This window comes from Aneurinibacillus danicus, from assembly GCF_007991215.1.
GTDB classification, from domain to species: Bacteria; Bacillota; Bacilli; order Aneurinibacillales; family Aneurinibacillaceae; genus Aneurinibacillus; species Aneurinibacillus danicus.
The window spans coordinates 1-22,467 of sequence record NZ_BJXX01000154.1 but is presented as its reverse complement, the minus strand read 5'-3'; the positions used below and the strand labels follow the sequence as shown (position 1 = coordinate 22,467).

21 protein-coding genes are annotated in these 22,467 nt (G+C 49.0%); 4 read left to right on the top strand and 17 right to left on the bottom strand.

Annotated elements, in window-relative coordinates; translation table 11 throughout:
* The first annotated feature begins 31 nt into the window (after positions 1-31).
* Positions 32-2,911 carry a transporter substrate-binding protein gene (locus ADA01nite_RS16510; RefSeq protein WP_218029576.1) on the top strand — a complete coding sequence of 960 codons (2,880 nt, stop codon included), beginning with the start codon at positions 32-34 and terminating at the stop codon, positions 2,909-2,911.
* A gap of 297 nt (positions 2,912-3,208) precedes the next feature.
* Here ADA01nite_RS16510 and yhfH read toward each other — a convergent pair whose 3' ends face one another.
* Positions 3,209-3,340, bottom strand: a complete 132-nt coding sequence (gene yhfH / locus ADA01nite_RS16505) for a protein YhfH (RefSeq protein ID WP_146811372.1) — start codon at positions 3,338-3,340, stop codon at positions 3,209-3,211.
* Positions 3,341-3,528: 188 nt separating this feature from the next.
* Positions 3,529-3,732 (bottom strand): RsiV family protein, encoded by a 204-nt coding sequence (locus ADA01nite_RS16500; RefSeq protein ID WP_146811371.1) that lies wholly within the window; start codon positions 3,730-3,732, stop codon positions 3,529-3,531.
* Positions 3,733-3,980: 248 nt separating this feature from the next.
* Here ADA01nite_RS16500 and ADA01nite_RS16495 point away from each other — a divergent pair, with 248 nt between their 5' ends.
* From ADA01nite_RS16495 to sdaAA, 3 genes are read left to right on the top strand one after another with little or no spacing between them, the layout of a single operon-like run.
* Positions 3,981-4,541: an ACT domain-containing protein gene (locus ADA01nite_RS16495; RefSeq protein WP_246147384.1), complete on the top strand. Its 561-nt coding sequence runs from the start codon at positions 3,981-3,983 to the stop codon at positions 4,539-4,541.
* Positions 4,538-5,206: an L-serine ammonia-lyase, iron-sulfur-dependent subunit beta gene (gene sdaAB, locus ADA01nite_RS16490; RefSeq protein WP_146811370.1), complete on the top strand. Its 669-nt coding sequence runs from the start codon at positions 4,538-4,540 to the stop codon at positions 5,204-5,206. Before ADA01nite_RS16495 ends, sdaAB begins: the two co-directional genes overlap by 4 nt.
* Before the next feature lie 28 nt (positions 5,207-5,234).
* Positions 5,235-6,110 carry an L-serine ammonia-lyase, iron-sulfur-dependent, subunit alpha gene (gene sdaAA, locus ADA01nite_RS16485; protein ID WP_146811369.1) on the top strand — a complete coding sequence of 292 codons (876 nt, stop codon included), beginning with the start codon at positions 5,235-5,237 and terminating at the stop codon, positions 6,108-6,110.
* 179 nt (positions 6,111-6,289) lie between these two features.
* Here the strand turns inward: sdaAA and ADA01nite_RS16480 are convergent, their stop codons facing one another.
* From ADA01nite_RS16480 to ADA01nite_RS16410, 15 genes are all read right to left on the bottom strand, one after another.
* The gene (locus tag ADA01nite_RS16480) at positions 6,290-7,282 is read right to left on the bottom strand and encodes a ketoacyl-ACP synthase III (protein WP_146811368.1); all 993 of its coding nucleotides are present in this window, start codon (positions 7,280-7,282) and stop codon (positions 6,290-6,292) included.
* Positions 7,283-7,416: 134 nt separating this feature from the next.
* Positions 7,417-8,340: a S66 peptidase family protein gene (locus tag ADA01nite_RS16475; RefSeq protein ID WP_146811367.1), complete on the bottom strand. Its 924-nt coding sequence runs from the start codon at positions 8,338-8,340 to the stop codon at positions 7,417-7,419.
* 153 nt (positions 8,341-8,493) lie between these two features.
* The gene (ptsP, locus tag ADA01nite_RS16470; protein ID WP_146811366.1) at positions 8,494-10,227 is read right to left on the bottom strand and encodes a phosphoenolpyruvate--protein phosphotransferase; all 1,734 of its coding nucleotides are present in this window, start codon (positions 10,225-10,227) and stop codon (positions 8,494-8,496) included.
* Positions 10,227-10,493, bottom strand: coding sequence for a phosphocarrier protein HPr (locus tag ADA01nite_RS16465; RefSeq protein WP_146811365.1), 267 nt, complete (start codon positions 10,491-10,493; stop codon positions 10,227-10,229). The genes ptsP and ADA01nite_RS16465 overlap by 1 nt, the downstream gene beginning before the upstream one ends.
* Positions 10,494-10,512: 19 nt before the next feature.
* Positions 10,513-12,429, bottom strand: a complete 1,917-nt coding sequence (locus tag ADA01nite_RS16460) for a PTS fructose transporter subunit IIABC (protein WP_146811364.1) — start codon at positions 12,427-12,429, stop codon at positions 10,513-10,515.
* A gap of 12 nt (positions 12,430-12,441) precedes the next feature.
* A complete protein-coding gene (pfkB, locus tag ADA01nite_RS16455; RefSeq protein ID WP_146811363.1) occupies positions 12,442-13,353 on the bottom strand; it encodes a 1-phosphofructokinase in 912 nt (303 codons plus the stop codon).
* Positions 13,354-13,357: 4 nt separating this feature from the next.
* A complete protein-coding gene (locus tag ADA01nite_RS16450) occupies positions 13,358-14,104 on the bottom strand; it encodes a DeoR/GlpR family DNA-binding transcription regulator (protein WP_146811362.1) in 747 nt (248 codons plus the stop codon).
* A gap of 216 nt (positions 14,105-14,320) precedes the next feature.
* The gene (larC, locus tag ADA01nite_RS16445; RefSeq protein WP_146811361.1) at positions 14,321-15,616 is read right to left on the bottom strand and encodes a nickel pincer cofactor biosynthesis protein LarC; all 1,296 of its coding nucleotides are present in this window, start codon (positions 15,614-15,616) and stop codon (positions 14,321-14,323) included.
* Positions 15,613-16,419 carry a nickel pincer cofactor biosynthesis protein LarB gene (gene larB, locus ADA01nite_RS16440; protein WP_146811360.1) on the bottom strand — a complete coding sequence of 269 codons (807 nt, stop codon included), beginning with the start codon at positions 16,417-16,419 and terminating at the stop codon, positions 15,613-15,615. The genes larC and larB overlap by 4 nt, the downstream gene beginning before the upstream one ends.
* A complete protein-coding gene (gene larE / locus ADA01nite_RS16435) occupies positions 16,416-17,240 on the bottom strand; it encodes an ATP-dependent sacrificial sulfur transferase LarE (RefSeq protein WP_146811359.1) in 825 nt (274 codons plus the stop codon). The genes larB and larE overlap by 4 nt, the downstream gene beginning before the upstream one ends.
* A gap of 115 nt (positions 17,241-17,355) precedes the next feature.
* A complete protein-coding gene (locus tag ADA01nite_RS16430) occupies positions 17,356-18,294 on the bottom strand; it encodes a 3-hydroxyacyl-CoA dehydrogenase family protein (protein ID WP_146811358.1) in 939 nt (312 codons plus the stop codon).
* 28 nt (positions 18,295-18,322) lie between these two features.
* Complete coding sequence (locus ADA01nite_RS16425; RefSeq protein ID WP_146811357.1) at positions 18,323-19,084, bottom strand: SDR family NAD(P)-dependent oxidoreductase; 762 nt, start codon at positions 19,082-19,084, stop codon at positions 18,323-18,325.
* Positions 19,085-19,104: 20 nt separating this feature from the next.
* Complete coding sequence (locus tag ADA01nite_RS16420) at positions 19,105-20,073, bottom strand: 2-hydroxyacid dehydrogenase (RefSeq protein ID WP_146811356.1); 969 nt, start codon at positions 20,071-20,073, stop codon at positions 19,105-19,107.
* Between the two features lie 96 nt (positions 20,074-20,169).
* Positions 20,170-21,171, bottom strand: coding sequence for a 4-hydroxythreonine-4-phosphate dehydrogenase PdxA (gene pdxA / locus ADA01nite_RS16415; protein ID WP_146811355.1), 1,002 nt, complete (start codon positions 21,169-21,171; stop codon positions 20,170-20,172).
* A gap of 28 nt (positions 21,172-21,199) precedes the next feature.
* Positions 21,200-22,405, bottom strand: coding sequence for a hydroxyacid-oxoacid transhydrogenase (locus ADA01nite_RS16410; RefSeq protein ID WP_146811354.1), 1,206 nt, complete (start codon positions 22,403-22,405; stop codon positions 21,200-21,202).
* Positions 22,406-22,467: the final 62 nt, after the last annotated feature.

Sequence of the window (22,467 nt, the reverse complement as noted above, 5' to 3'; positions counted from 1 at the left end):
AACTGTTACAAGTGTAAAAAGGGGGAAAGCTATGATGACGAAAGAGCACGAAATTAAAATCGGCATACTTTTTTCTCTTACCGGAACTACAGGGATTACGGAACGGGGACAATATCAAGCCTGTCTTCTTGCCATCAAGCAAATTAATGAAAAAGGGGGGATAGATGGTCGGAGATTATTATCTGTTGTAGAAGATATTGCTTCAGACCCTTACCTTACAGCTCAAAAGGCCGAAAAACTTATTCTGGCAGATAAAGTGGTTGCACTTGTGGGGCTTTACACTTCTGCATGTCGCAAAATGATAATTTCTACCCTGGAAAAATACGATACTCTGCTGTTTTATCCCACACAGTATGAAGGAGAGGAACAACATCGCAATATCTTTTATTGTTGTCCAGTCCCCAATCAGCAGCTTCTTCACTTTATTCCATGGATTATTGAAAATCTAGGAAAATCATTCTATTTGATAGGTTCCGATTACATTTACCCTCGACAAACCAACCAGTTGATACGTTTTCTTGTTGAAAGCCACCAGGGGAGCATTGTTGGAGAGAACTACAGTAGTCTGGGCAACCAGAAATTTTACCAATATTTAAAAGATATCGAAAGAGTAAACCCGGATGTCATTTTTTCTACTCTCGTTGGAGATAGTGCCGTTTCTTTTTATAAACAATTTCATCAGTACGGGATCAACAAGCCTATTGCAAGCTCGATCACCGCTGAGACAGAAATATCCACTTTACGAAATTTTTACACTAAAGGCTATTATTCTTCATTCCCTTATTTCAGCACCATTCAATCCAGAGTAAACCAATCGTTTGTAAACCAATACCAGCAAACATATGGAACGGATCGTATCAGTTCAGCTATGGAAAATGCATATAATAGTATTTATTTACTAACTCATGCATTAGAAAGAGTGAAAAAGCTGGATACGGATTCTTTAAGGAAGGCCCTGTCCGGACTAAGTTTTGAAGCACCAAAAGGAAAAATTGTAGTGGACACAGAAACCCAGCATCTACACTTACACTCTCGCATTGGAAAGGTAAATGAAAACGGGCAATTTGATATCCTTTGGGAATCGGGAACCACTATAGCCCCGTCTCCTTTCTTTAAAAAATTACTTGATAGCGATAAAGACAAGCAAAACGTCCTTGGGACGGGAAAATTAGAAGAGAAGCTGGCCCAGTATGAAGTTCTTCTCGATGAAATTAAAAGGTCTGTTCATTTTCTCCCCTATTTGTCGGTTTTCATAGATATGGACGGAAATGTTCTGGACACCTATAATCACGGAATCGAGCTCCCTCCCATAACATGGACTCAAATCCAACCCGGGAGCCATATTAAAGCCTATTCAAATTTAGACGAAACGGGGTTGAAACTCGCCTGGGAAAGGAAAGTCCTATCTTCTGTCCAGGATACCATGCATACAATATCCCAGCTTCAAACCTGGCATTCCATAGGAATCCCCATCAGTTCCAGATCGGGTACCTTCAACGGAGTTATTGGCTTTTTTATTCAGTCTGATGAAATTTCAACCTTTAGTTTCATTACAAATTCCTTGGCGCGTATTGTAGAATATGCCGTGGATACCGTGGAACAAAAACATCAACAGGTATCCTTGCATACAATACTTCAAGATGTGTCTGCAATGATGAGTGATTGTCTGTATGTGATAAAAGATAAACGAATCGTGTTTACAAATGTACGGGGCCAACAACTGTTTAAGCAAAAAAAGGATTTCGTAGAAAATATTATGGAAGACATCTTTAATCGTTTCCCGCAGGAGATACCATCTGTCTTAAGGAAGAAAGCAAACCATGATTTAGTTGAGATTAAAATCGTTACTTCTGAGCCCTATTATTATGTATTCATTAAAGAGATAGGTAGCTCTTTGAATAAATCTCAGCCCGTCAAAGATAAGCGAAAAATAGTAACGAAAGATCTGGTAGGATCAAACGAGAACTTTTTAAAAGCCGTTTCACTCGCTAAATCCGCTGCCCAAACTACTGCCAATGTTCTGCTTCTGGGCGAAAGCGGGACGGGAAAAGAATTATTTGCTAGAGCCATTCATAATGAAAGCAACCGTTGTGATAAACCTTTTGTCGCCATTAATTGTGCGGCTATTCCAAAAGATCTTATCAACGCTGAGCTATTTGGATATGCAGAAGGAGCATTTACCGGGGCAAGAAGAGGTGGGAACCAGGGGAAATTTGAAGCGGCGAATGGCGGTACGTTGTTTCTTGACGAAATAGGGGACATGCCTCTGGAATTGCAAGCCTCCCTTTTGAGGGTTCTTCAGGAGAAAGAAGTGACCAGAATTGGCGGACACACCCCCATCCCCATTGACGTAAGAATCATTGCAGCAACAAATAAAAATTTAAATCAAGAAATTGCATTTAAAGGCTCCTTCCGAAGCGATCTATATTTTAGATTAAATGTGTTTACGATTGAATTAGTCCCTCTCCGTGAAAGATTGGATGATATTTCTGCGCTGGTTGAATACTTTATAGATGACTTGGTTGCAACGACGGGACGCCCTAAAAAAGAACTTTCTAGAGAAGCGTTTGATATTCTGATCAAGCACAACTGGTATGGAAATATTAGAGAGTTGAGCAATGTCATTGAAAGAGCGTTTTATATCTCGGATAATTCAGCTGTGATAACCAAGGAACATCTGCCCCGATATATTTTTCAACCATTAGGTGTTATGGACATGGAACTGGATTTTTCCAATCATTCCATAAATAATGTACAAGATATAAAACAGCAAAATCATGACTTAAACAAAAAGCTAATAATCAAAGTTCTTCTAAAAACAAACGGTAATATAAGTAAAACGGCAAAATATTTAGGCATTTCCCGCCCTACTCTTTATCGGAAATTAAAAGAATATGAAATTGAACTGTAAAATAACGATTTTGACTTGAATCTTGCAAAAAATTTATCGGAAAATACGCGGTAAGAACAACTCACGGGCGTTGCCGCTCGTCCTTTCTCCACACAGAGGACAAGCGGCCGCTTTGTGGCTCTTCGGCCGGCACACGCCTCGCGCGTTTTTCCCCGCTTACAAAATACGAAAAAAGGCGAACGCCTTTTCCTACCTCAGATCTTCTTTCTTCTTCTCTTATTTCTACAAAAAACACCCTGCTCATTCCCGTTTTCAGGAACAAACAGGGCATTATCCCGCGTCTTCTAAAACATCTCTTTATTCATGTTTACGACCAAAGCAACGCTGACACTCATAAATATAAGACTCTGCCTGCTCTTCCATAATGTCACCACATTCACGGCACTCTTTCGGCGGCAGGTTTCTGTAAAAGTCCAGATTTCTTGTCATTTTTCATTCCTCCATTTATTATTTTTCCTGAATTTTTCTTGTTTTCATTGTATTATAACAGAAATGCTTTTGTCAACACTTGTTATATAACTAAAAAACTCTTTTTTCTGTTCAAAGGAAAAGTTCCCCTCGTGCTACCCCTGTCAAAACGAAGGTCGATGCATGGATGCGAAATGATTAAAATGCCTTTACCGAAACGAATGCAGAGAAAACACCGGAAACCTTAAGAAACCCGCCGCATAAGCGGCAATCTCATACGGATAAAAATAAAGATGCAGCGCATCCCCGGTCACATAGAAAGGCTGATCCGGTTTTATTCCTTTATATTGTTCAAGCCACACGTACGAATATTCTTCCTTCGTCTTGATCTGCTTTTCCACGATGTCGCTCAGTACTTTTACTTAGTGAGAGTATATTGACGCGCACGGCTGTTATGCCCCCTCCTTTATCTCAGCCGCCGGTGTCCGGAATTCCCGATAGAAACGAAACAATGCCGGATCGGCTTTGCGTTTGAGATTTACAAAAACTAAAAACCGAACATTAATCTCTTATTTTTCCTGTTTCTTGTTTTTATGTTGAATAATGTTCGTGTTTTCCATACAATCATGATAGCACCGTATGAAAGTCGAGGGGAACACAAATGGAAATGGTACACTATTCCGGGTTTATTGCATTAGGCAGGCTCATCCGCTATTTAGAGGAACAGATTAGCGAAGCGACACTTAACATTCTCACGCACGAGCACAGAGAAGAAATCGCACGAAAACTCATCGAAGGGCTGCTTGGTCCTTCGCCCGACCGGACTGTTAAAATCGAAACCAGCTCGGGAGAATATACAAATGAAATCGCAATCTTACAAATCGGAAAAAATAAATACCGATTTGAAAAGGATCATCATGAGGTATTTATTAGCAGAATGAATGATTACAGCTGCCGGATTACTCCGGATGCACACGGACTTCTCGTATATCACACGGATTACCCCGGAGTGATTCGCGATGTATCACGTATTCTGGCAGAAAATCAAATTAATATTTCCAGCATGCAAGTATCGAGGGAACAGAAAGGAAAAAACGCATTATTGGTCTCTCTGACGGATGAAGCCATCCCGGAGAGCGTTACCGCCAAAATCGAACACATCCCGCAAATCACTAAAGTCCTCTCATTATATCCTCATAATCCACAGGAGGAGACGGCATGAAATATCGCTCTGTATTTGACATTATCGGACCGGTGATGATCGGACCCTCCAGCTCCCATACAGCCGGAGCGGCAAGAATTGGCCTGCTGGCCCGTAAACTATTCGGAACCCGGCCCAAAAAAGCGAACGTGACGTTCTACGGCTCGTTTGCGAAAACATACAAAGGCCATGGAACCGACATTGCGATTGTAGGGGGAATCCTCGGATTTGACACATTCGATCAACGGATTACGCAGTCCCTCTCCATCGCAAAAGATTCGAACATGGAAGTCTCGATCCATGTATCTGACGATATTCCAAACCATCCGAATACAGCGCGCATTATACTCGACGATGGGAGGAATAAAAGACTGAGCGTATGCGGCATTTCGGTAGGTGGCGGAAAGATGGAGATCACTGAAGTCGACAACTTTCCTGTACGCGTTACCGGCGATATGCCGACCCTGTTTGTCTGGCATGAGGATCGGTACGGACTGGTGGCGGCCGTATCTGAAGTGCTCGCCGCACATAAAATAAATATAGGATATATGGAGATGGCCCGCAAATCCAAAGGGGCAGAAGCCCTTATGGTGATTGAAACAGATCAGGCCGTATCGGGTGCAATATGCAAAGAAATATGTGAACTGTCTTATGTGAACCGCGTTTCTAGCACTCCGGCTCTCTAAGAACAATGACATAAGGAAGTGATGAACAATGGCCTTTCGCACAATTGCGGAACTCGTTGAGCTCTCCGCTAAAGAAAATAAGCCGATCTCTCAAATTATGATTGATGTCGAAAGCGAAGTATCCGGTAAAAGCCGGCAGGAAATCATAAAAATGATGACACGGAATCTGGATATTATGGAAGAAGCGGTAAGACGTGGCATTGCTGAACCCGCCCGCTCCCGCAGCGGATTGACGGGAGGCGATGCGGTTCTTTTGCAAACGTATCTCAAAGAAAGGGAACCGCTGTCCGGGAGGCTCCTGCTGGATGCGGTCAGCAAATCGGTTGCCACGAACGAAGTCAACGCCAAAATGGGCACCATCTGCGCGACACCGACTGCCGGTGCCTGCGGCATCGTTCCGGGTACGCTGTTTGCCGTGGCGCCAAAGCTTAATGCCAGCCATGACCAGATGGTAAATTACCTGTTTACGGCGGGAGCCATCGGTTTTGTTATCGCAAACAATGCATTTATTTCAGGCGCGGCAGGCGGGTGTCAGGCCGAGGTCGGTTCGGCTACCGCCATGGCGGCGGCCGCCATTGTAGAGATGGCCGGTGGGTCGGCGGAGCAATCTTCCCAGGCTGTAGCCATTGCACTGAAAAATATGCTGGGACTCGTCTGTGATCCTGTAGCCGGACTGGTGGAGGTTCCCTGCGTGAAAAGAAACGCAATGGGAGCCGCCAATGCCATGGTCGCCGCCGATATGGCCCTTGCAGGGATAAAAAGCGCAATTCCGACGGATGAAGTCATTGACGCTATGTACCGCATCGGCTGCGCCATGCCGAATACCCTGAAAGAAACCGCCCTGGGCGGATTGGCTGCGACACCAACAGGACGCGAGCTGGAGCGGCGGATTTTTGGGGAATAAACGCATGAGCAAGAAAAACGCGCGGGCATTTTTGCCCGTCCTTTTTCCTTACAGAAGACAAGCGGCCGCTTTGCGCCTTTCGGTCAGACCAGAACATAAGCCTGGCAAGAAAGCCAGGCTTATGTTCTGCCGTCAAAATGGCAGGAGGTCAGCAGCAGATGTCATTATTTTTCACGAACCTATTTAGGCTCCTCCTGTACATTCCATGTAACGATCATACCGGCTTGCACCAGGCCTCCTCCAAATCCATAGAGCAGAATCTTATCCCCTGCTTTTATTCTTCCTTTCTCTACGGCTTCCCCCAGCGCCAGCGGAATCGAAGCCGTTGATGTGTTCCCGAAATACTCCACGCTCCATAAGGTTTTCTCTAACGGAAACCCGCTTTTTTCACATATGGATTCAATCATTCTCAGGTTGGCGCTATGGGGAATGAACCAGTCGATATCGGCAAGGGTAAGCCCTCCTTGATCCGCCAATATTTTCATTCCCGGCGGAACGGTACTCACCGCCCATTTATACACCTCGCGCCCGTTTTGCACAATACATTGTGTGTCTTTAAGCTCCTGACCGTTCATCTGTTTAGATAAGCCGCCTGTCCGGTATAAGTGAACGCCACCTTCTCCTTTGGATGTCATATAAGATGCCAGAAACCCAGGTTCTTCACTGTATTCTATAAGCATGGCCCCCGCTCCGTCTCCGAACAGGATGCATGTGGTCCGATCGGTGTAATCAATAGATTTGGACATCGTTTCAGCCCCGATGAGAAGTACCTTCCTGTGCATTCCAGAGGCAACCATTCCACAGGCGACTTGCAATCCATATACAAATCCGGCACATGCGGCATTTACGTCAAGCGCGCCGGCTCCTTCGATTCCCAGGCGGGCCTGTACCTGGCTGGCCGTATTCGGAAAAGCATAATCGGGCGTTGACGTCGCGACGAGAATGAAATCAACGTCCTGTATTGACACGTCGTATCTTTTAAGTAAATTCTCGACAGCGGATACGCATAAGTCGCTTGTAAATTCATCGGGACGCGCGAATCGTCTTTCGCGAATGCCGGTTCGGCTGCGGATCCATTCATCATCCGTTTCAAGCATTGCTGCAAATTCTGAATTCGTGAAGATCCGCTCGGGCACATACGTACCGATCGCTGTAATTTTTGCTTTTAACATAACACACCTCCTTGTCTATGATTACTTGATTATATCACCAATCATTATTACCTGGTACTAATTTTATACTGATGAGCGGTATCAATATTTGAAATTCTATGGTTCTTAAGAAGAGAATACGAACATCAAAGTACTTACACACTCACCGAGGCTTCCAATACAGTCAGGGTATTATTCACTGTATTTAAATTTACCGTGGCACCGATCGGAATGGCGGCTTTAAACAGGCCATGCGCCGTCGTCAGGTTGGTCATCAAAGGTTTGCCGAGCGGCACAATTATGTCGTTAATCAGATCCTCGTAGGTTTTCCCGTATGCCGGCTCACATCCGGTGCACTCGCCCATTATGATACCGAGACAATCGTTAAATTTTCCCGCCAGCTTTAAATGATTTATGTACCGGTATACAGTATTAATCGGCTCGTGTGTCTCCTCTAAGACCAGAATCTTCCCGCGGGTATCAATTTCATAGGGTGTCCCCAGTGTATCCGCCAGTGAAGTTAGATTTCCTCCTATAATGGGTCCCGTGACATTGCCCGCAATTCTGCTTACCAGCGGAATGCCCGGCGGGTTTTGAATCACCCGGGGTGCAGTCAGCGTGGAAGTGGCGGTGAAGAATTGGTTAAAGTTATACGGCGGCGTTTCCGGCCTGAAATCAATGAGCAGCAGACTCTGAAATGTGATAAGGTCTGATTGAAAATATAACATATTCAACAGGATCGTAATATCGCTGTATCCCGTTACAATCTTGGGATTTCTGGCGATAACCCCATAATCGAGGTAGGGAAGAATGCCCGCCACACCCACCCCACCTCTCGTCGGCAGTATCATCTTAACGGCCGGATTCGTAAACATGCTCATGAGATCAGCGGCCCTTTGCTGATCCGTTCCCGCAAGAAATCCATTGGCGGCATATACATACTGGCCCAGAATCACATTAAATCCCATGCTGCGCAGCACCGCAATTCTGGCATCAATGATTTCCCTGGCCAGCGGGCTGCCCAGGGTAACAATGCCAATCGTATCTCCTGGCCTCAACATCGGCGGTTTAATGGCCATACCAAACCCTCTCCTGTTCTCCGGTTGTATTACATTATATATATGAAGAAAAGAGAAAAGGGCGACCAGGTATGTTTTCTGTCAAAACAGCTTTGGAGGAAGAAAAAGGAGTTCGCCTTTTTCCCCATTGAAATCATTCCCTTATTCCGTTTCTTATTTCATCGTCTCCAGTGTGCGAAACGTCTCGCTTACATATCGGAATACTTCCTCCGCTGATTCCATTTTCATTGCTTTTTCCGCATGAGCACGCGCCTCTGTTTTTGAGAGCTGCTTCAGCCGGCTCCTCGCCGGAAGAATCGAGGAAGCGCTCATGCTGAGCTCATCAAGCCCGAGTCCGAGCAGCAGCGGAATGGCCGCCGGCTCGCCGGCCATCTCGCCGCACATACCGACCCATTTTCCTTCTTTGTGCGCGGCCTGTACCACCATATTTACAAGGCGAAGAATGGCCGGATGATACGGTTGATACAAGTGCGCGACTTTTTCATTCATGCGGTCGGCCGCCATCGTATATTGAATTAAATCGTTTGTGCCGATGCTGAAGAAGTCGACCTCCTTGGCCAGCACATCAGCCAACAGCGCCGCAGCCGGAATTTCCACCATAATGCCGACTTCAAGATCGGAAGACACCGTCACGCCTTCCGCTTCCAGCTTTTCTTTTTCGCTGAGAAGCAAGCGTTTCGCTTGTCTGAACTCGTCCAATGTAGCAATCATAGGAAACATAATTTTCAAGTTTCCGAATGGGCTCGCTTTAAGCAGCGCGCGGAGCTGGGTGCGGAATACCTCTTCCATATCAAGACAGAGACGGATGGCACGCAGGCCAAGAAACGGATTCAGCTCTTTTGGCAGCGATAAATAGGACAGCTCCTTATCGCCCCCGATATCCAGGGTGCGAATGACCACCGGCTTGCCTTCCATTCGCTCGAGCACTGTCTTGTATGCGTCAACCTGCTCCTCTTCCGTAGGCAGTTGATCACGTCCCATATATAAAAATTCTGTCCGATATAATCCGACGCCTTCGGCTCCGTTGCTCAGTACGCTTGCAATATCATCCGGTGTGCCGATATTGGCGGCCACTTCGATATGCGCTCCGTCTTTTGTAACCGTAGCTTCGTGCGCAAGTTTTGCCCACCCGGCACGCTGCGCTTCATATCCCGCCTGTCTTTCTTTATACTCCTGAATTTCCTGCTCGGTCGGATGGATAAGGACTTTTCCTTCCATACCGTCTATGATAATCCAGCTATCCTGCTCAATCATTTCGGTCGCGTGTTTGGTTCCTACGACGGCCGGAATTTCCAGAGAACGGGCCATAATCGCCGAATGCGAGGTCCGGCCCCCAATGTCCGTCGTGAAGCCCTTAACATAGCGACGATCCAATTGAGCCGTGTCAGACGGGGTTAGATCCTCCGCTACGATAATGACTTCTTCGGCAATCGTACGCACATCCGCAAGCGTAACTCCCAGCAGGCGGGCCAGAATGCGCCGCGTCACATCGCGGATATCGGCCGCCCGCTCTTTCATATATTCATTGTCCATCTGTTCAAATAAGGCGATAAACATATCGGCAGTTTCCCGAACCGCGTACTCGGCGTTCACATGCTCATTGCGGATTTTGTCCTGAATCGGCCCGATAAATTCGGGGTCTTCCAGCACGAGAAGATGGGCAGCAAAAATGTTTGCTTTATCTTCCCCCAATTCCGCCTGTGCTTGCTTTTTAATCGCTTCGAGCTCCCGCTTTGTCTTCTCAAGAGCAGCTATAAGACGATCCGCTTCCTGCTCTCCATTCTCTACGTTTCGCTTCTCGATGGCAAAGTCAGGAACTTTAAGAATAAAGGCTTTGGCGATGGCGATGCCTGCGGAAGCGGCAATTCCTTCCACAATCCGTGTCATTACGCGCCCAGCCCCTGGCTTTTCATAACCTCTTCGATTTTTGCAATGGCTTCGCTTTCGTCCTGGCCCTCCGCCGTAATTTTGATTGTGGCTCCTTTGCCAACCGCCAGCGACATAACGCCCATAATGGATTTGAGGTTTACCTTTTTGCCGTTGTATTCCAGCGTGATTTCAGAAGAGAAGCGGGTGGCCGCCTGAACGAGTGCCGTCGCAGGACGGGCATGGAGTCCGGATTCGCTTACGATTTGAAATGTTTTTTCTGTCATGATTACATCTTCCTTTCTTTTATTCTTTCACAGGTTTTTTCAACAATCCTACCAGCAGAGCCGTTACGACAGCCCCGGCGATAATGGCAAGCAGATAGAGCAGTGCGCTGCCCGTTACAACCGGAATGACGAAAATGCCGCCATGCGGCGCGGGCAGACCGATGCCGAATATCATGGCAAGCGCCCCGGCAACCGCCGATCCGGCGATAAGGGAAGGAATGACCCGCACCGGATCCGCTGCCGCGAACGGAATGGCTCCCTCCGTAATAAACGAAAGCCCCATGATATAGCATGTTTTTCCCGCATCACGTTCCGCTCTTGTAAAACGGTTCTTAAAGAAGGTCGTTGCAAGCGCCAGTCCGAGCGGCGGGGTCATGCCGCCGGCCATGATGGCCGCGTGCGGCGCATAATTGCCGGCATCAATCATGGCAATGCCGAACGTAAAGGCCGCTTTATTAATCGGACCGCCCATATCAATCGCCATCATACCGCCCAGAATCAGACCCAGTACAACCAGGTTGGCCGTTCCCATTCCGGACAGCCATGCTGTTAAGCCTTCATTCACAGCTTTTACCGGATCGATGACGATATATATCATCACAAGTCCGGTCAGCAAAATACCAAACAGCGGATACAAGAGCACCGATTTGATGCCGTCAAGTGCGTGCGGTAACCCGGCAAACGCTTTTTTCAGTCCGACCACAAGATAGCCGGCCAGAAACCCGGCAATGAGTCCGCCGAGAAAACCCGCCCCTCCCGTAGCCGCCATAAGTCCGCCTACCATACCGGGAGCAAAACCGGGCCGGTCGGCGATGCTCATTGCGATAAACGCCGCCAGCACGGGAATCATCAAAGCAAAGGCGTTTTTCCCACCGATTTCTGCGAGCACACCCGCTATCGGATTATACGAGGGATCATTGGGGTCCGCTGCATGAATTCCGAACAGGAAAGAAATCGCAATCAAAATCCCGCCGCCCACGACGAACGGCAGCATATTTGAAACCCCGCTCATCAAGTGCTTATAAAATCCCGTTCGCTCCTGCCGCGGCACACCTGGCCGATTTTCTGCGGACCCGCCGCCCCGGTACACCGGCGCATCCTGCTTGACCGCCTGCTCCAGCAACTCCTTCGGTCGGCGGATTCCTTCCGCTACCGGAACTTGAATCACATGTTTTCCGGCAAAGCGTTCCATCTCCACCTGTCTATCCGCCGCTACGATAATGGCTGTAGCGTTTTCAATGTCCTGCCTGGTTAACCTGTTTTTGACGCCGCCGGAGCCGTTCGTTTCTACCTTGAACGGAATCCCCATCTCCTCCGCTTTCGCTTTCAATGCGTCGGCGGCCATATACGTATGGGCAATGCCGGTAGGACAAGCCGTCACAGCCAGGACCTTTCCCAGCGGAGACGCTTCGGTTGCTTCCTGCGGTTCTCTGTCCACTTCCTGTTTTTTTTCGGAAACATCCGGTTCCTCACCGGCAAGCTCCCTTTCTTTCTCATCGATAACGCGCAGCACGTCTTCTTCGGTCGGTGCTTCAAGCAATTTCTCCCGAACGGCTGTATCCATTAACAGCGAAGACAGGCGGGCAAGGGTTTCAAGATGCTCGTTGTTCGCCCCTTCACTGGCGGCAATCATGAAGAAAAGCTTGCTGGGCTGTCCATCCAGCGCCTCATAATCAATCCCCTCTACTGCACGGCCGAAAGCAATAGCAGGCGTTTTAACCGCTGACGTTTTGGCGTGCGGAATCGCAATGCCTTCCCCAATACCGGTCGTGCTCTGTTCTTCACGCCGTAAAATAGCCGCTTTAAATTCAGCAAGATCATTCAATCTTCCGGCCTCGTCCAGCTTTGCGCATAATTCGTCAATGACCTGCTTCTTTGAAGAAGCGGTCAAATCCAATATAACGGTATCTTTTCTTAGAAGTTCCGTAATTCTCATCTTTCTCCCCCCTCATAGTTGCGTAATATGAACCTGTTCAAGCAGTTTATCAATCATCGGTCCGGTGCAGAAACCGTCAGAAAAAGCGGTTGCGCTGCCCGCTGCTACCGCATAGCGGAACGCTCCTTTTGCATCCGCCTCTCGCAAATATGCAGCCAAAAATCCTGCCACGACCGAATCGCCGGCGCCGACCGAATTCTTAAGCTCTCCTTTTGGCGCACTGGCGTACAGGACATGCTTGCGGTTGAAAAAAAGCGCGCCCGCTCCTCCCATGGATACGATCACGTTCTCGGCCCCCATGTCCACCAGCTTTTTTCCATACGGTACGGCTTCTTCGGCCGATTGTATGGTCTTGCCGAACATCTCACCCAACTCGTCCTGGTTTGGCTTAATGAGAAACGGTTGGTACGGCAATACAGGCAACAGAAAGTCCCGGGTCGCATCTACGATAATCCGTACCCCGCGTTCTTTGAGACGCTCAGCAATACGGGCATAGAAATCCGCAGGCAATGATCCCGGAACGCTTCCTGATAATACAAGTACATCGCCTGCAGCCAAACCATCCAGCTTGGTGAAAAGAAGCCGGATTTCCTCCTCATCAACCTTTGGTCCGAGGCCGTTGATTTCCGTTTCCTTATCTACCCGTAGCTTAATATTGATACGGGTATCGCCTGCCACCGGAATGAAGTCCGTTGAAATATTTTCTTTCCTCAGCGTGTCTTGAATATACGCTCCGGTAAAACCGCCAATAAATCCAAACGCCTGATTGTCCGCGCCTAATCTCTGCAGCACACGCGATACGTTGATGCCTTTTCCGCCTGGTTGCTTGGCTTCGCGGGAAATCCGGTTGGTTTTTCCGACGGTAAACCGTTCAAGCTCTACAAAGTAGTCAATTGAAGGGTTTAGCGTAACAGTATAAATCACGTCCTCACACTACCTTTATTAAAGTTTGGGTTGCAATCTCGCGCATATGTTCCGTCTCCGGTCCGTTGGTAATGATGCTCGCCTGCTCCACGTCTGCAATCTTAGAAAATGAAATATTACCGAACTTCGTCTGATCGGCCACGACGAATACCTGATGCGACAATGAAATCGCTGTCATTTTAATCAGGGCTTCTTCCGGGTCAGGCGTTGTGTAGCCGTATTCTGTATGAATGCCGTTCACACCCAGGAAGCACTTATCAAAGCGGTATGTCTGCAGGCTCTCAAGCGCTCCCCTTCCGATGAACGCTCTGGTCTTATTTTTTATCTTTCCTCCCAGCAGGTAGGTATCAATCCCGCGCTCGAGCAACGTGTCGATTAAATGCAGTCCATTCGTTACTACGGTAATGTCTGTTTGATCGAGATATTCAATCATCTGCAGTGTCGTGGTTCCGGCATCCAAATAGATGGAATCTCCGTCTTCGACCAGTGCCGCCGCCGCTTTCGCGATACGCCGCTTCTCAGAAATATTGCGTTCCGCCTTCTCGAAAATGCTTGGCTCCCTTCGTTTTCCTTCCAGCAGAGACGCTCCTCCATGAATTCGTCTCAGGCAACCTTCTTTTTCAAGCTGAATTAAATCCCGGCGGATCGTTGACTCCGAGGTGCCCGTGGCATCTACCAGTTCCTGCATTTTCACGACCTGTTTTTGTTTTAGCAGCGCGAGAATCATCTGGTAACGCTCTGGAGTTAACAATCTTCTATTCCCTCCTCTCATTTCTTTTATGATTGCCTTGAGTATAACCAAAATAAACAGATTTATCAATCAAAAAAATTCAAATTCATTCAAATTGATTCAAATTCATTCAAAAAAATTCACAAAAAAGACTGATACACCATTCATGCATCAGCTATCCTTAAAAAAATAAGAACGCAACCTACGATCAAGAGAAAGCTGCGTTCTTTTCGATCTTCACTTTTCCGAAAGCTTCGTTGACGCTATCGCAGCGTTATATACATCATAGAAGGGGACTCCCGTGGTTTCTGCGATACGGCGTACGTCTTCATATTCCGGAACTTGTCGTATGACTTTGCCTGCTTTGATTGCCTGTTTCACCTTTACGGTTCCAAACGGCGTTTCCATATCAACAATCTGCCGCTGCAGCATACGCCGCTCCCAGAGACTTTTCCGCACTCCGAGCGTCGTTGTCTCAAGCAACAGAATCTCTTCACAGGCTGCGGCATTTTGCGGAGCGGCAAGTACCGTCACTAAAACGCCAGGCCGGCTCTTTTTCATATATACCGGCGTATAAAACACATCCAGCGCCCCGGCATCCAGAAGCTTCGGAAGCACATAACCAAAGTGTTCTCCATTCATGTCATCCATCTGGCATTCCAGGACAGATATCGTTTCGATCTCACCGCGTCTACGCGAAGAATCCGAAAGTTCACCGATAATCACTCGCAGCACATTGGGCCGGTCCGGAATGTCCTTCGTACCGGCTCCGTAACCGATGGCGGTAACGGTCATGGACGGCAGCGGGCCAAATGACCGAACCTGCCCCGCAATAATGCCCGCTCCGGTTGGTGTGGTTAACTCATATGGCAGCGTGCTTTGCATAAGCGGTACGCCGCGCAGCATGTCGAGCGTGGCCGGTGCCGGAACCGGGTATATGCCATGGGCACAGTGAATATGCCCGGACCCGAGCGGAACCGCAGATGCATAAACGGCCTCTACTCCTAGCTCTTCGAGCGCGATGGCTACCGCTACGATATCAACGATGGAATCGACTGCGCCTACTTCATGAAAATGAACGTCTTCGACAGGAATTCCGTGAATGGCAGCTTCGGATTCTGCGATCGGCGCGAAAATCTGTTTACTCCGTACTTTTACGCCTTCCGGTAAATCCGATGCATCGATCATCCGGATAATTTCACGGTAATGCCGATGCTCATGATGCCCGTCTCCATGATGGTGCCCACCGCCGTGTTCGTGATGGTGGGCGTGTGTGTGCTCATGGAGATGATCGTGGTCATCTTGATGATGCGTATGATCGTGGGAATGGCTTTTCGCTACCAGGTGCACATCGAATTTAGTTGCGGAAATTCCTTTCCTTACAACCGTTCTCCATTCAATCTCATATCCGGAGACCGGCAGTTTTTTCAATTCTTGCTCAATCCGCTCTGCCGAAGCACCGGCATCTACCAGGGCCCCTACTGTCATGTCCCCGCTGATACCGGAAAAACAGTCCAGGTACAATACTCTCAATTGCTCTCCTCCTCCAAGACCGGTCTTTGCGCTGCTGTATGAATAGTATGATTGATGGTCGCCGCATAATAACCGGCGCCAAATCCGTTATCAATATTGACGACGGCCACGCCGCTTGCGCAGGAGTTCAGCATGGAAAGAAGGGCCGCAATTCCATTCATGCTGGCTCCGTATCCTACGCTTGTAGGAACCGCAACGACGGGTTTGGAGACGAGACCGCCCACTACGCTTGCAAGCGCTCCTTCCATTCCGGCCACCACAACGACCACATTCGCCTCCTGGATGATGTGAGTTTTATCGAGAAGCCGATGAATCCCCGCAACGCCTACATCATGAATCGTTTCTACGCGGTTGCCCATAAGCCGCGCGGTAATAGCAGCCTCTTCCGCTACCGGAAAATCGGATGTTCCGGCAGATACGACGACAATATAGCCCTCTTTCAAAGATTCTTCATATTGCTGGCTGATCCAATGAAACGTGCGGGCCAGGGAATGATAGTGAAAGACTTCTCCCGGATAGCGTTCTTTAAGATGGCGCAGCAAAAACTCTGCTTTCTTTTGATCTACTCTTGTCGCCAACACTTTTGGATGTTTACGCATAAGCTGCTCAAAAATGCCAAGCAGGTGCTCCGGGGCTTTTCCTTCCCCAAAAATCACTTCCGGAAATCCGGTCCGCTTCTCACGGTGTGTATCCAATGTGGCATATCCCAGCGCTTCATACGTTTTCAGCCTTTCTTTCGCTTCTTCGACAGATAATGTTCCCTGCTGAACCTGGGTCAGCCATTCCGTCAGCTTGTCGTTCATTTGCGCAGCGCCTCTTTCAGTACTTCATTCATGCTGCCGGAACGGTATCCTTGCAAATCCAGGGTAACGTAAGAGAAGCCGTAGGATTTCAGGGCACGATCGATTTTCTCATGGTGCTCAAGCACTTTTGGCATATCTTCCGGCGTGACTTCAATTCTTGCAATCTTATCGTGGTGGCGCACACGAACCTGATAGAGGCCGAGATTTAACAGGAACGTTTCCGCCAAATCAAGCTGGTCAATCTTTTCCTGTGTAATCTTCGTTCCGTACGGAATACGGGAAGACAGGCAGGCAAAAGACGGTTTATTCCATGTAGGTAATCCCATTTCTTTTGACAGCATCCGGATTTCTTCTTTGTACAATTCCGCTTCCTGCAGCGGACTTCGCACACCGCGCTCCCGGGCCGCTTTCATGCCCGGACGGTACTCTCCCAAATCATCCATGTTGGAACCGTCTACAATGGTATACGTCTCACCATAGCGATCGATCAATTCCTGTACATGGCTATACAGTCCGCTTTTGCAGTGGAAACAGCGATCCGGTTCGTTTTTCACAAAATCGGCATTCGTAAGCTCGCTAACCCTTGTCTGAATATGCCGTACTCCGATGCGTTCGGCGAGGCTTACGGCCAGATTGAATTCGCGGGTCGGGAAGGTTTCGGATGCCGCAGTAACGGCAAGCACATTCTCTCCTAACGCTTCTTTGGCCCGCGCAAGCAAGAACGTGCTGTCCACACCGCCAGAGAAAGCGACGAGCACACGTCCCATGCTCTGAAGAATTTCTGTAAGATGCCGGTTTTTCTCTTCCAGTGTTTTGGTCATTACAGCCACGTCTCCTTATCTATATAAATCTAACAAAATACAACAGCGCGTGTTACATTATAATACTTTGTTTTATTATGCCATTAATTTGTTTATATGTCTGCGTATGGATATGCTACTTTTGCCTATCTTTTTTGGCCCACTCTATCAGCTCCCGCTCTCTCTCACGATTCATCTGTTCCGAGAAAGAAGGAGTCCATTCATAGAAGCCTTTTCCGTTCTTCTGGCCGTAATGCCCATTATCTACCAACGTACGCATCGTCTCCAAAGATTGCTGTGCATTGCTGAAGTCAGGAAATAAATAGTTGGAAATGGCGTCGAATACATCCAGCCCTCCCATATCTGCAGTCATGAACGGGCCAGTAACAGGAAGTCTTCGTCCAATGCTATATCGCACCGCGGCATCAATTTCTTCCACGGTCGCCACTCCCTGTTCCAACAGATTTTGCGCCTCGCGGAACAGAGCATACTGCAGTCGGTTTCCGATGGAACCCAGTACATCTTTTTTTACGACGATCGGTTTTTTATCCATGGCCCGAAGCAGGTCCATGGCCCGCTCCAGCGTCGCATCCGAGGTGCGCTCTCCGCGTATCACCTCAACAAGCGGCAGCAGATGCGCCGGGTTCCAGAAGTGCGTCACAATGGTCCGGTCCGCATGCACTGTTCGCTCGGCAATCTTGGTCGGACTCAGTCCGGACGTATTGCTGGCAAGCACGACAGAAGGCGAACAAATCGCATCCAGCTTTTGGAACAACTCCTGCTTCAGAGGCAAATGCTCCGGTGCTGCTTCAATGACAAAAGTAGCCTCTTCCAGTACGTCTTCCATATAAGGTGAGAAGTGAATGCGTTCGGTAATTTGCCGTGCCTCTTCTGCAGTTACAGCTTCGTATTCCTGAAGAACTTTTACTTTCTCTTGTACGGCTTTCCGGCCGCGCTCAATATCGGCTTCATCGTTTCCCCATATATCGATCATAAAGCCGGACCATGCAGCCGACAGGGCAATCGAGTGCCCCATCGTCCCCGCACCAATAACGGAAATTCGTTCTTGATTCATCCTTTTCTCCCCTTCTATGTAGAGCCATTTAAATGGCGGTCCAGCCGCCGTCCACTTTTATTGTATCACCGGTAATGAAACGTGCGAGATTAGAAGCAAGGAACAATACTGCGCCAGTAACATCGGAAGGCTGGGACAAAGTGCCAAGCGGAATGCGACGCAGTACGTCCTCCCTAAACGTCTTATCTTCAAGCATCGGACGAGTCAATTCCGTTTCCACGAAAGTCGGAGCGACGGCATTAACCAACACCCCGTATGGTGCCAATTCAATGGCGAGCGCCTTCGTAAGCTGTACCGCACCGCCCTTGCTTGAGCAATAGGCCGCCCGTTTGACATATCCGACAAAGGCCATTTGAGAAACAATGTTAATAATGCGTCCTTTGCGCTGTTCCATCATGTAACGGGCAGCAGCCTGAGAAGCAAAGAACGTGCCTTTCAAATTCGTATCAAGGACCGTATCCCAATCCTCTTCCGTCACTTCGGTGAACGGTTTGGTAATGTTTACACCGGCATTATTGACCAGCACATCGACCGTGCCGAATCGCTCCCCGGCACTATGTACCATATGCCGTACGCTTGCCACATCGCACATGTCTGCAGCGTGGAAGAAGCAGTTCTCATTGAACTGCTGCAGCTGCTCTACCGCCTCTTTCAACGCCGATTCATTGCGTCCCGTAATCATTACGTTGGCTCCCAATTCTGCGAAAGCGCGGGCGATATCAAAGCCGATTCCTTTGCTGCCTCCGGTTACGATCACATTCTGGCCTTTCAGTTCGGCAAAATACGTCATCTCTTTTCGCTCCTTTGTCTCTATTGTTTCACTTCAAAGTGCAGCGGCTTTCCCTTAAGACCCGCGATAATGTTTTGTGCGGCTGTCATCGCCATGTTTTCCCGGGTGGCAATGCTGGCGCTTCCGATATGAGGCAGTACCGTGACGTTCGGCAGGGACAACAGGGGATGAGCAGGATCAACCGGCTCTCTTGCAAAAACATCAAGCCCGGCGGCCCAGATCTCCTTGTTCTTCAATGCGCGATAGAGCGCCTCCTCATCGACGTTTGTGCCGCGGGACGTATTGATGAAGACGGCGTTTGATTTCATGAGTTTGAATTCCCGCTCACCCAGCATATGTTTATTCTGCGCGGAGCCCGGAGCCAGCAAAACGACAAAGTCGGATTCACGAAGCAAATCATCCAGCCCACGGTACTCGACGCCCCATTTCTCTTCGGCTTCCGGCTTTCGATTCCGATTGTGATACAGCACCTTCATTTCGAAGCCAAGCGCCCGGCGGGCCACGCCTTCTCCAATACGCCCCATTCCGATAATGCCAAGGGTTGCCCCGTATATATCCTGTCCGGTTAGAAGCATCGGCCCCCAGCTTTGCCATTGTCCGCTGCGCACGTATTCCGAACCTTCCACGATGCGTCGGGCGGTGGCCATCAGAAGCGCAAACGTTAAATCGGCCGTAGCCTCCGTTAGAATGCCCGGCGTATGTCCTACAGGAATTCCGCGCTCGCCTGCTGCCTGTATATCGATATTGTCAAATCCGACAGCCATGGTGCTGATGACTTTCAAATTGGGGGCTCCCTCAATAATAGCCCGGTCAATGCGGTCGCTTACATTTGTGAAAAGCGCAGCCGCGTCTTTCATTTCATGCGCAAGTATGTCATACGGAATCGCTTCCTCTTCCGAATCCCACACATACGTTTCACCGTGCTCTTTCAGTAATTCCAGCGCAGGCCCGGGAATTTTTCTTGTTACGACAATTTTAGGCTTATTCACATGCTCACCCCGTTTTATGGTAATGTGTACGACAAAGGAACAGCCTGACTCTTTTTCGTGCTGTTCCTTTGTCGCTCCTATTCTCTTATTATCCTCCTATACTCGTTGCGGCGCCAGTTCAACCGCCTGACGAATGGCTTCCCTTAAGCTTAAATCGTCAGCGATGCCTTTGCCAGCAATATCAAAGGCGGTTCCGTGATCGACGCTTGTACGGATAATTGGCAATCCGACCGTAATATTTACGCCCGCTTCCAGTCCCAACACCTTGACCGGCCCATGCCCCTGATCGTGGTACATGGCGACCACGATATCAAAGTCACCGCGCGTCGTACGGAAGAAAAGCGTATCGGCCGGGAGAGGGCCGGATACGAGAATGCCTTCTTCCCGGGCTTTTTGTACAGCGGGCACGATCTTTTCTTCTTCTTCCCCGTAACCGAACAATCCGTTCTCGCCGGCGTGCGGATTGATGCCGCAGACCGCGATGCGCGGCTGTTCGTATCCGGCTTTTTGCAGCGTATCGTGCGCCAGTTTAATAACCGTGTATACGCGAGACGGATTAATTTTTTTCACGGCGTCCAGGAGTCCGATATGCGTCGTGACATGGATAACTTTTAGCTTCGGGGCAGACAGCATCATCGAGTAGTCGGACGTACCGGTAAGCTCTGCAAGAATTTCTGTATGACCCGGATAGATATGCCCCGCTTTGTGCAGTGCTTCTTTGTTTAACGGCGCCGTACAGATGGCGTCGATTTTTCCTTCATTGGCGAGTTGAATGGCTTTCTCCAGGTAGCGGAACGCCGCGTTTCCAGCTTCCGCTGAAATCTGTCCGAACGGCAAATCCGCCGGCAGTAAATCAAGATCGATGCACTCAACCGTTCCGTACGCAAAAGCAGCCTCATCCAGCGATGCAATCCGGCGTACTTGTGCAGTGTTTCCGACAATGCCTGCGGCGCGCTCCAGAAGTTTTGCGTCCCCGATGACGAAGGGTCGGCATATGTTATATATTTCTTCATGCTTCAGTGCTTTCATGATGATTTCCGGACCGACGCCCGCGCCGTCCCCCATCGTAATGCCGATAATCGGGTTTTTTTCTTCCATTTTTTTCATCCCCTTTACGCTTTACGGTTTATAACGCCCTACGCAGTAATTCTTCCAGTCCTTTTTGTGTCGGAACGCGCGGGTTGTTCCGGACAAGGCGGGCAATTTCTAATGATTTCTCGGCAATGCCCGGTAGATCTTCTTCTTTAATCCCAATCTGCGAAAGGCGTGTGGGCAATCCAATGTCTTCAAGTAATTCAAATACGGCATCCGCCGCCGCCCATGCTTTTTCTTTCGCACTCAGGCCTTCTGTCTGAACACCAAACGCTTCGGCAACCGCACCGAGCTTTTCGGTTTCTGTCGCTGCGTTATACTGCATGACGTACGGCAGCAAAAGCCCGGTCGTCTCTCCGTGCGGGGATTTTACAAGACCGCCAATCGGATAGGCGAGCGCATGCGCGAGTGCAGTTCCGGCATTGGAGAATGCCATGCCGGCAAGCAGACTGCCGATGAGCATATTGCCCCGCGCTTCGAGATTGCTTCCCTGCTGTACGGCAAGCGTCAGGTTTTGAGCAATAAGTTTGATGGCATGCAGGGCCAGCGCATCGCTAATCGGCAGCGATCCCTGGAATAAAATCGGCCCTTCTGCCTGAATGTATTTAAAATCTTTTGCGGTATACGCCTCAACGGCATGCGACAGAGCATCGATACCCGAGCAGGCCGTTACATACGGCGGCAGGCCAACCGTCAGCTCCGGATCGAGCAGCGCGACCGCAGGACGCAGGTAGTTGTCAGAAATACCAGCTTTGATATTGTTTTCCGTATCGGTTAAGACAGCGACGGACGTTACCTCCGAGCCGGTACCCGCCGTTGTCGGGATGGCAATAAGCGGTGCGATCGGACCCGGAATTTGATTCTCGCCGCCGTAGTAATCAAGCGGATGGCCGCCGTATTTGACGAGCAGCGCGGCAATTTTGGCCATATCGATGCTGCTGCCGCCGCCAAGCCCGATGATGGCGTCGGTTTCCATTTGCGACCTGGCAAATTCATAGCATTCGATCGCGCTTGACACCGGCGGTTCCGGTACCACGTTGTCATAGACGATCACTTGATAGTTTGCGTCTTTTAATAGAGATACGACACGGTCGGCGATGCCCGCTTTCACGATGCCGGGATCGGTAATGAGCAGGACATTCTTGGCCCCGATACGCTGTAAAATGGCATCAAGCTGGTTGATGGCGCCGTTTCCGAAAACGATCCGTTCTGTTGAATAAAACTCCCATGTATTTCTCACGATTTTAGCCCCTTTTCTGTGAAAATCTTGAGGAAAGAAGGAGAAGAGGAAGGAAGAAAAAA